Origin of the sequence: Psychrobacter sp. 4Dc (assembly GCF_002836715.1) — a bacterium.
In the GTDB taxonomy this organism is placed as follows: Bacteria; Pseudomonadota; Gammaproteobacteria; order Pseudomonadales; family Moraxellaceae; genus Psychrobacter.
This window is the reverse complement of the sequence record NZ_PJAT01000007.1, coordinates 1-9,778: the sequence shown is the minus strand read 5'-3', so window position 1 is coordinate 9,778 and position 9,778 is coordinate 1. Positions and strand designations below refer to the sequence as shown.

Annotated in this window: 11 protein-coding genes; 6 read left to right on the top strand and 5 right to left on the bottom strand. The window is 42.8% G+C overall.

Translation table 11 applies throughout. The features are described from left to right. Nucleotides 1-501: hypothetical protein (locus CXF61_RS00960; RefSeq protein ID WP_264755652.1), on the top strand; the 501-nt coding region annotated here is incomplete at its 5' end. A gap of 133 nt (nt 502-634) precedes the next feature. Here the strand turns inward: CXF61_RS00960 and CXF61_RS00955 are convergent. Both CXF61_RS00955 and glnE read right to left on the bottom strand, forming a co-directional pair. Continuing rightward, nucleotides 635-1,564 (bottom strand): branched-chain amino acid transaminase, encoded by a 930-nt coding sequence (locus CXF61_RS00955; RefSeq protein ID WP_165596818.1) that lies wholly within the window; start codon nt 1,562-1,564, stop codon nt 635-637. Nucleotides 1,565-1,873: 309 nt separating this feature from the next. Beyond that, nucleotides 1,874-4,738 (bottom strand): bifunctional [glutamate--ammonia ligase]-adenylyl-L-tyrosine phosphorylase/[glutamate--ammonia-ligase] adenylyltransferase, encoded by a 2,865-nt coding sequence (glnE, locus tag CXF61_RS00950; RefSeq protein WP_165596817.1) that lies wholly within the window; start codon nt 4,736-4,738, stop codon nt 1,874-1,876. Between the two features lie 408 nt (nt 4,739-5,146). Here glnE and tusD point away from each other — a divergent pair, with 408 nt between their 5' ends. From tusD to CXF61_RS00930, 4 genes are all read left to right on the top strand, one after another. Then, nucleotides 5,147-5,614: a sulfurtransferase complex subunit TusD gene (gene tusD, locus CXF61_RS00945; protein WP_165596816.1), complete on the top strand. Its 468-nt coding sequence runs from the start codon at nt 5,147-5,149 to the stop codon at nt 5,612-5,614. Nucleotides 5,615-5,681: 67 nt separating this feature from the next. After that, nucleotides 5,682-6,005, top strand: a complete 324-nt coding sequence (locus tag CXF61_RS00940; RefSeq protein WP_101204423.1) for a hypothetical protein — start codon at nt 5,682-5,684, stop codon at nt 6,003-6,005. Between the two features lie 54 nt (nt 6,006-6,059). Then, complete coding sequence (locus tag CXF61_RS00935) at nt 6,060-6,389, top strand: hypothetical protein (protein ID WP_165596815.1); 330 nt, start codon at nt 6,060-6,062, stop codon at nt 6,387-6,389. A gap of 8 nt (nt 6,390-6,397) precedes the next feature. Next, on the top strand, nt 6,398-6,742 hold the full coding sequence (locus CXF61_RS00930) for a TusE/DsrC/DsvC family sulfur relay protein (RefSeq protein WP_227526562.1): 345 nt from the start codon (nt 6,398-6,400) through the stop codon (nt 6,740-6,742). A 110-nt stretch (nt 6,743-6,852) separates the two neighbouring features. On the opposite strand, the gene CXF61_RS00925 is transcribed toward CXF61_RS00930, so the two are convergent. Beyond that, entirely contained in the window at nt 6,853-7,413 is a 561-nt protein-coding gene (locus CXF61_RS00925; RefSeq protein WP_165596813.1) for a tRNA (cytidine(34)-2'-O)-methyltransferase, read from the bottom strand. 257 nt (nt 7,414-7,670) lie between these two features. Here CXF61_RS00925 and CXF61_RS00920 point away from each other — a divergent pair, with 257 nt between their 5' ends. Beyond that, nucleotides 7,671-7,811, top strand: a complete 141-nt coding sequence (locus CXF61_RS00920; RefSeq protein WP_057759705.1) for an entericidin A/B family lipoprotein — start codon at nt 7,671-7,673, stop codon at nt 7,809-7,811. 100 nt (nt 7,812-7,911) lie between these two features. Here CXF61_RS00920 and hemW read toward each other — a convergent pair whose 3' ends face one another. Beyond that, nucleotides 7,912-9,222, bottom strand: a complete 1,311-nt coding sequence (gene hemW, locus CXF61_RS00915) for a radical SAM family heme chaperone HemW (protein ID WP_165596820.1) — start codon at nt 9,220-9,222, stop codon at nt 7,912-7,914. A 138-nt stretch (nt 9,223-9,360) separates the two neighbouring features. Continuing rightward, nucleotides 9,361-9,778: RNA-guided endonuclease InsQ/TnpB family protein (locus CXF61_RS00910; RefSeq protein WP_165596812.1), on the bottom strand; the 418-nt coding region annotated here is incomplete at its 5' end.

Sequence of the window (9,778 nt, the reverse complement as noted above, 5' to 3'; positions counted from 1 at the left end):
GAGCCATATGAAGCGTTGGAAACGCCATGGGGATCACATCCTATGACTGACCCACTTTTGAGTTCTAATAGCTTTAGAGTAATCCACGATGGGGCTGGTTTCAGTCGCTCTGAAAAAGTAAAATTCTTATCAGAGTGCACTGTGAGCATGAAGAACTTACGTGTTTGCTGGGAAGGAAAGCTTAAAGGTAATAATTGTGGTGAATGTGAAAAATGTGTAAGAACTCGCCTTAATTTTGTAATAGCGGGTTCTCCTAATCCTGAATGTTTTGACACCCCACTTACAAAAAAACATTTCAAACCTATAAAGCTGCGCACCAATCCTGCCAGAACTGAATGGAATTTGATTCGTACTGACATTAAACGTACAGGAAATGGTATCGAATGGCTACCTGAAGTAGAAAAAGTAATTAAGAAAAAGCCTAAACAGAAACTTCGAAGTCGTATCTTTATAAAAAACCTATTTAAAAGATTATTTAAAATAACTAAAAGTCATTCATAATATAAAGTATTTAGCAATTAATTTTTTGGGATTAAGAATAAATTGCAATCTTACGATAGTTTAAACTTACGAAAAAAGCTAAGATTTATATAGGTCTTAGCTTTTTAAAAAATATTTAATCATATTTGTATGATCAATCAATAAAACTTAACCAATCCATATATTGCTCATTGCGACCGTGTACTACATCAAAATATAAAGTTTGTAGCTTTTCAGTCAATGGTCCGCGGCCACCGTTACCGACCGTGCGATCATCATATTCACGGATAGGCGTCACTTCAGCAGCAGTACCTGTCATAAATATCTCGTCTGCTAAGTAGAACTCATCACGAGTGATACGGCGTTCAACGACTTTGATGTCTAGATCAGCCGCGAACTGAAGGATAGTACGACGAGTGATACCATCAAGTGCACCGCCCGCTAAATCTGGCGTATGTAGCACGCCATCTTTTACCAAGAATAAGTTCTCGCCAGCACCTTGACACACATACCCTTGCGGATCCATCAAGATAGCTTCGTCATAACCATTACGAGTGACTTCTTGGTTGGCCATGATAGACACAGGATAGTTGCTTGAAGCTTTTGCCTTACACATAGTCACGTTTGGCATATGATGCGTATAAGATGACGTTTTTACACGGATACCATTCTTGATGCCTTCTTCACCAAGATAAGCACCCCAATGCCAAGCAGCCACCATTGCATTGATGCTGTTGTCACGTGAAGACAAGCCAAGTTTTTCTGCACCTACCCAAATGAGCGGACGAATATAAGCTTCTGCCAAGTTGTTTTGCTTGACCACATCCTTATGTGCTTGCTCTAAAGTGGCAGCATCGAAAGGTACGTCCATTTGGAAGATTTTGGCTGAGCCAAGGAGACGTTCGGTGTGTTCTTTTAGGCGAAAAATAGCGGTACGATTATCTGCTGTTTGGTAAGCGCGTACGCCTTCAAACACAGCCATGCCATAATGCAAGCTATGGGTAAGCACATGAACTTTAGCATCTGGCTGTTCGATCATTGTGCCATTCATCCAAAGCTTACCATCTTGTGTTGCCATATTCATTTTATAATCCTTATGCTAGCACTGACGTCTAACTTTTTTTAGGTAGGTTTTATTTAACAGTAGTGATCAACATCGTATGATAACACCGCAGTGCCCATTTTTATTGCTTAAAGCAAAGCTTGATTATGACGAACAGCTAACAGTATTAAGATGATGTGTGACCGATTATATCACTGGCCGTATTGGCAAATGAAATCTTTTGGTTTGAGACCCTATAGTTTTTAATTACGCCTTTTAATTATCACAAGGCCTTACAGTTTAAGCGTCTCTTGGACTATCGGCAAGGCCTTAATCATACAAGTTACGATATTACTCGTCGTCTGTCTCCACACCCATAAGATGCTGCCATTGTGACTGTACTAACGCTCGCGTCTCCTGCCACAATGACTCATCAACGAGCAAAGACTGCTCTGATAGTGCCAATTGATGCGTGGCAGCACGTATTCTTAGATAGGCATCGGTCAAATCCTGACAGACTTGGTCATCCCAAATACCAAGCAAGGCAACTTCTGCAAAAATTCGCACATTATCGCTCCATTTGGTCAAACTCGGATATTCATGCGAGTAGGCCAATACGGCAAACTGTGCTAAGAACTCAATGTCTACAATACCGCCTGCATCTTGCTTAAGATGAAATTTGCCCGCTTCCTGCTGCCATTGGCTCGTGCCTAGATGCTTTTGCATTTTGATACGCATGCTAGTAACTTCACTACGTACTTGATCCAGTGTCCGTGGCAACGACAAGACATCGCGGCGAATATCACAGAAGCGTGCAGTGACTCGTCTGTCTCCACAAATCGCACGAGCACGTACCAACGCTTGATGCTCCCATGACCATGCTTTATCCATTTGATAGGTTTCAAACGCATGACAAGACACTACCATCATGCCAGCATTTCCTGAGGGTCGCAGACGCATATCAATCTCATAGGCACGGCCATCACGTGTTTGAGTATTGAGATAATTCATCAGTTTTTGTACAAGACGCGCGGCAAACTTCATACCACTGACTGATTTTTCACCAGTGGTCATGCCTTGCTCTTTTATCTTGTGTAAGAATACCAAGTCCAAATCTGAAGAATACGATAGCTCTAAGCCACCAAGCTTGCCATAACCGATAATTGCAAAGCCGCAGTCCGCTTCAGTGACTGGGTCGCCATCTTGGCCAATAGGATACCCATAACGATTAACAATCTCTGCAAAAGCGCGCTCTAATGCTGCTTCTAGTACGACTTCAGCGATATAAGTCAATGAATCCGATACTTTCATAATCGGGCGTTCAGCCAATACATCACTAGCAGCAACCGCCAACACCTGATTCTTTTTGAACAGACGTAGGACGCTTAACAGCTCTTCCTCATCGTTAGGCTCGACGCGTAGCAACTGTTGGCGCAAGATATCACGCAGCTCACGTTTATCTGGCAGATGGCGATAACGCTGCTGCAAAAATGTGTCTAATAATACAGGATACTGAGCCAACTCTTTTGCGATCCACGGGCTGGCAGATAGCATTGGAATCAGCTCAATCGTTGCATTGGGGTTTTCAGCAATCATGACCAAATAGATAGAACGGCGGCAAATCGCTTCAAGCAGTGAGATCAATCTCGGTAAAGCAGTATTGGCAAGTTGCTGCTGTTCTTGATGCGCTAACAACGCATGGACAATGACAGGATATGCGTCGTCTAAACGCTCTCTGGCTTCATCACTTAAATTAGCCACCATTTTTGATTGCCAAAAATTCTGTAGTACCTCGCGATTTTCTTTTGTTAGCACTTCATTTAAACGGGCAATTTGCTCATCTAAGTGCTCTGGTTCTAGATCAGTATCTTCGTTATCAGGTACTTGGCGCTCAGTTACCATACGCTCAAACGGCACATTGACACTTTCGCGATGACGATTAAGCTGATCTAATAAGGCATGCCAGTTTTCAAAATTCAGCGTCACTGCTAGATTATGCTGCCACTGCTCATCGTGTGGTAAGCGCTGGGTCTGCTGATCATTAATCGCTTGAATAGCATGCTCAAGCCGGCGTAAAAACCGATACGCGGCCTGTAGCTGCTCGTAAGTTGAATGCTCCAGATAGCCAAGCTCACATAATACTTGCATCGCTTGCAAGCAAGGTTTGATTTGCAGCTGTGGATGCCGGCCACCATAGATAAGCTGAAAGGCCTGTACGATAAACTCGATATCTCTAATACCGCCCGCACCAAGCTTGATATTGTCCAAGTCTTCACGCTGTGCAACTTGGTTTTGAATAAGAGACTTCATCTCTCTCAATGCTGAAAACGCACTGTAGTCCACGTAATAACGAAACACAAATGGCTTAATCAGCGCTTGTATCTCTTCATAAAATGGCTGGTCTATTTGTCCGACCACGCGTGCTTTTAACCAAGCAAAACGCTCCCATGCACGCCCATGCATCGTAAAATACTTTTGTAATGCAGATAGATGAATGGCTAAATCACTTCCATCACCCCATGGACGTAAGCGCATATCTACTCGAAAGACAAAACCGTCAGCGGTCTTGTTATCAAGCAGTTTAATGATGCCTTGACCCAATCTGGTCATAAAGCGTTTGTTATCTATGCTACGTGTGCCTTTTGCCTTATTGCCATTGGTCTCGCCGCGCGCTTGATGCACAAAGATTAAGTCAATATCACTTGATAAATTCAGCTCTTGCGCACCAAGCTTACCCATGGCCATAATCGCCATATCATCAATCTGTACATTGCCTTGTTCATTGATAAAGGTCGGCTCACCATACTTAGCAACCAAGTGCTGATAGGTATAATCCTTAGCAAAAGAGATACAACCATCTGCAAATTCAGACAATTCATCGGTCAGCTGCTCTAGACTGATCGCTTGCAAGGCGTCTTGCCAAATCCAGCGCATCATTAGTAGCGTGCGCAAGTGACGCAGACCACTCATGACCTTGATTTCATCAGCAAGTTGATAGTTCTCATCTAGCGTATAATCTTGTATCAAATCATCGATTTGCTGGCGGGTCAGCGTACTATTCAATGGATAGCTACGCAAAAACGTCTGACATGAAACCGTTCGACTCTCCCAAATCTGATAAGCAAATTCGCTCGCTGTCTGTAGGACTTGCAGTTGTTCTACGGTAGGCTGATAATCTGTACCATTGTTCACACGTGAGGGCATAGCAGGTAACATAGTGACAAAAACTCCTTACATAGAATGGTAAGACTACGTGAACCTAGCTCATAAGTTTATTGTTTTTTCTTACGAGGCAGTCACAGCATCAAATAATAATACTCAGTGTGCCTACACTTGAGATAAAACCACATTAAATAACAGTGACTCTATTTGGTTTGCGGCGCTTTATGTTAGCATAAACATCTTTGATAGAGACGACGCGCCTCTCTTTTATGACATAACGCTATTTGATGTGACAGTATGATCCGCTGTATTTCGTATTATCAGTATAAATTCTGTTTTCTGTCACGCAAATTTGCACACAAGCACTATAATAATAACGACCAAATTACTTTATACAAAGCATTTATAGCAACTCGGCCATAATTTTTAAACTCTTATTTATAATATGTGATACCGCGCCTTATGACGACCACTACCCCGTTACTACTGATTACTGCTGACCCTAGTCACCCATTGGCACACTTGGCGTTACGCTATGCACGCGCTTACCTGAATGGCGCAGCGAATAGTGATGCTATTAATAACACTGACACTAATAGTACAGGTACAGGCAGCAGCGATAATGCTACCTTTGAACAACCATTGCTCAATGTCTTCTTTTATGGGGATTCGGCTCACATAGCCAATCGATTGCGTTGGCAGTCAGCCGATCAACTAGACTTGACCAAAGAATGGCAGTCTTTGGCTGAGCAGTATCAATTACCCCTGCCTGTCTGTGTCAGTACAGCCCTTAGCCGCGGTGTGAGTGATGTAGACAATAGCTCACGCCACCAGCTTGACGGTGCCAATCTTGCGACAGGGTTTACGTTAGTGGGACTCAGTGAGCTTGCCATGATGATGCAGGACGACTGTCGTTTGATACAGTTTTGATAGTGTGTCGTTGGATAACTTGTCTATTGAGATCACTGGTAGCGGTAACTATTTTTAGGAATACATAATGAGATTATTAATTCAGCTGCACACGCCTACTGAAGCAGCAAGCTACGAAGGTTGTGCACTTGCGCTAACTTTAGCGACATTTGGTCATGAGGTGCAATTGTTCTTAGATGCACCTGTCTTTGGCTTATTGATGCAATCTGACTCGCGGCTACATGGCATGATTCAGTCACTTGAGCTTTACGATATGCCCGCAGCTTGGCTACCTGATGATGTCTTTAGTGGCTGGGTCACTGGTATGTTGCCGACAGATCTGGCATCACAGCTCACACTCGTGCCAGAGGTCATCAACTCACAAGACTTTGAGCAGATACTTACCTTTTAAATCACTATATTACTTAAATTTATAAAATAATAAAGCACGTAATCGGACACTTTTATGGCAACTTTATATCAATTGCATAGCACGATGGCTACCCTTAGACGCAGTACTGAAGAGATGTCTCGCACTTGGCGCACAGGTGATAGTATCCTTCTGCTTGGCAGCACTCCTGCTTTTATCGATTGGCTCAATGCTTATTTAAATGATAGCGATATAGATGGTATTGCTGGTATTTACACATTAGCAGATGACATCGCCCAGCTCACGGCAAATACAACTGGCAAGCTTAATTTAGAGACTAAGTTGACTGCTATTTTAACCGACGCAGAATGGGTCAATCTGTCTCAGAGCAGTCAGTTTGATAAAGTGGTGACGATTGCCTTATGAGTAATGATATGACCACTCACAACGCTGCATTATCAGCGGCTGATATTGAATTGGATCAAGACGGCCATCTGTGTGACCATACGATCTGGACGCCTGTTATCGCGCAGCACTTGGCAGACACATTAGAGGTCAATCTGAGCGATGAGCATTTAGAAGTTTTGCAACAAGTGCGCGCGTTTTTTGATAAATTTAATCACGCGCCAGCAACCCGTCCATTAATCAAATGGCTACAAAAGACTTTGCCAGAACTCGATATTAGCAATCAAAAGCTACAGCAATTGTTTAACACAGGTTTGGTCGCGCGTCATGTCAATCGCTTAGCAGGACTACCAAAACCACCAAACTGTTTATAAATAGTTCCGCTCTACTGTAAAGCTTTAGTACTCTCTTATCGTAAACTGAGAGTACTAAAATGAGCAGTACTTAACTACTCATTACGTATACAACTGCCTTTTAAGAGAATCTACTTTGGATCATAGACTATCAATGTCTCATAACCAATACTACGACCTTCATCACCCATAAACCCTTGCTGTCGCCATATCTCGTACAAACAGATGGCTACGCTATTTGATAAGTTCAAACTGCGTGAGTCAGCCAGCATGGGCAGTCTTAGCCAATTATCAGCACCGATATCTTCCCGTATATCATCTGCCAGTCCTGCTGTCTCTGAACCAAATACTAACGCGATATTGGGCATGGCTTTATTGTCAGGTTTTTCACTGTTTACTTGCCCGCCAAAATCATAATCATAGAATGGTTTGCTCAGTTTGGTTGTTAAAGCCGTGACAATATGGCAGTCGGCTGCTCGCAACGCTTGCCGTGCGGCTGTCCAATCATCATGCACTTGCAAATGCGCGTATTCATGATAATCAAGACCTGCACGGCGTAGCTTTTTATCATCAAGCTCAAATCCTAAAGGTCTCACTAAATGCAGCTGTGCGCCGCTATTGGCACACAGTCGAATAATATTGCCAGTATTGCTCGGCATTTTTGGTGCTACTAACACGATATGGATGGTCATTCTTACTCCACAAATATTCAGCGCTCTATTATTTAAATTTATGAGCAGTAGGTAATCGAAAGTTACAGTTTACTGCCAATAATTACATTTTGATACTGTGCAGCGTTTTTAACTTTCATTATGATGTCTGTAATGGATAGCGCGATAGCATTTATGTATGACTGTCTCATCCAATACCCCTTCAGTGAAACTTGAGCAAGATACTTAGCGTCACTGTTGTTATTTATAACCATTCATTTATCTTTGAGGATACTATTATGAAAAAAGTAATCATCGCATCTTTAACTGCTATGTTCGTTCTAACTGGTTGCAACACGTTCAAAGGCTTTGGCCAAGACGTATCAAGCGCTGGTGATGCTGTAACTGGCGGCGCACAAGAAGTACAAAACAAAATCTAAGGTCTGTTTTTTTAGATTTTCAAAAGGGCTTATCATTTATTTGATAAGTCTTTTTTGTGTTCTTACTTCGCTGCTGTTAAACAATTACTCAAGCACGATTTTATAAAAACGCGCGTAATATCTGATTGAGATAACGCTGACCTAATACCGTCGGTTGCAACTGCGTATCACTATCTACCAACAACCCTTGTTTGACCAGACTGTTTACTTGTTCAGCAATACTATCAAGGGTCAATCCAGTTCTCTTTTCAAACAGTGACCAAGCGACACCGCCATGTAAGCGCAGTGCATTTAACATAAACTCGCTCACCAAATCTTCTTGATCAATCGCTTGCCAGCCAACCATTTTTGGTGTGATCTGGTGCATGTCAGACTTCTCTGTGGCATCTGGACTCATTATTACATAATCTTTTGGCAAACGTGATTTGCTAAAGCGATAGATACCTGACGCTATTAACAAGTCATCTTCCATTTTATCTTTTATGTCTGACGAGTTACTACCATTGCTATCGTTACGACCAATCGTCACTTTACCATGTGCTCCAGCGCCAATAGCTAAATAGTCGCCAAACTGCCAATAGTTGATATTATGACGACATGGTTTGTCTGACGCACCTGCCCATGCTGACACCTCATAATTGCTATAGCCTAATTGCTGCAACAGCGTTTGCCCCGCTTGTTCAATATCTGCCAAATTGTCTTCATCGGGTAAAATAGGCTGGCTACGGTAAAACACGGTATTTGGCTCAATAGTCAGTTGATACCAAGAGATATGCGTTGCACCAGCATCATGCGCCATTTGGATATCTTCTAGTGCTTCATTCATGGTTTGCTGCGGTAGACCGTGCATCAAGTCGACGTTGACTCGTACAAATCCAGCCGCTTTGGCAGCGCGAATCGCTGATAATGCTTGCACAGGATCGTGGATACGCCCAAGTACCTTTAGCTTATCAGCGGCAAAGCTCTGTACGCCGATAGACAGACGATTGATACCAACCTCTAAATACTGAGAAAATGGTGCATACTCAAGCGTGCCAGGGTTCGCCTCCATCGTGATTTCGATGTCTTCTGCAAATTCAAAACATGTACGCAACCCAGTAAACAATCGCTGATACTGAGCAATGGGTAATAGAGACGGCGTACCACCACCGATAAATATCGAACCAATTTTTCGGTTCTGAGTTAAAGGTTGCTGCATCGCGGCGTCTAACAATAATGCATCGACGTATTCCTCATACATGGATAGCTCACTGTCTATCGGTAGCTCATGCGAATTAAAATCGCAATAAGGACATTTCTTCACACACCACGGGATATGAATGTAAAGAGACAATGGAATGTCGGTCACGTCTACCGCGATAGTATCCGTCTTTGGTTCAGTAAGACTTAACGTATTCAGGTCGTTCGGCATGCTGTCTATATTCACTTTGGGCATAAATAAACTTATTTTGTAGTGAGCAATAATGATCGATATCAAAAGTAACGCTAGGTTGACATACTCCCACCACTTTCGCCAAGCTCAAGTGGGGGAATCTAAAAGCAAATGCTCTTAGGCGACTTTCTCACGAAGGTCGCTTGTTTTCTGTTTCAACGGGCGACCTTTACTGCATCCTCCCTCCGCAGACAAAACGGCATGTCCTGCCGCTAATATGTTACGAGCCGCATTAAAATCAGCGTTCGCAACATACCTACATTTGACGCACTCAAATTTTGACTGAGTTTGTCTGTTATCGACAGCGATATGCTGGCATTCAGAGCAGGTTTGGCTAGTGTATCGTGGGTTTACCTTAATCAGTAACCCACCGCGCCACTGCTGCTTGTACTCAAGCATATTGACCATCATGCCCCAGCCTTGATCTAGGATGGATTTATTTAATCCTGATTTGGCTTTGACATGATGACCTTTATTCTCCACCGTACCACTGGCTGATTTTGACATATTGGCGACTTTTAAATCTTCACAAGCG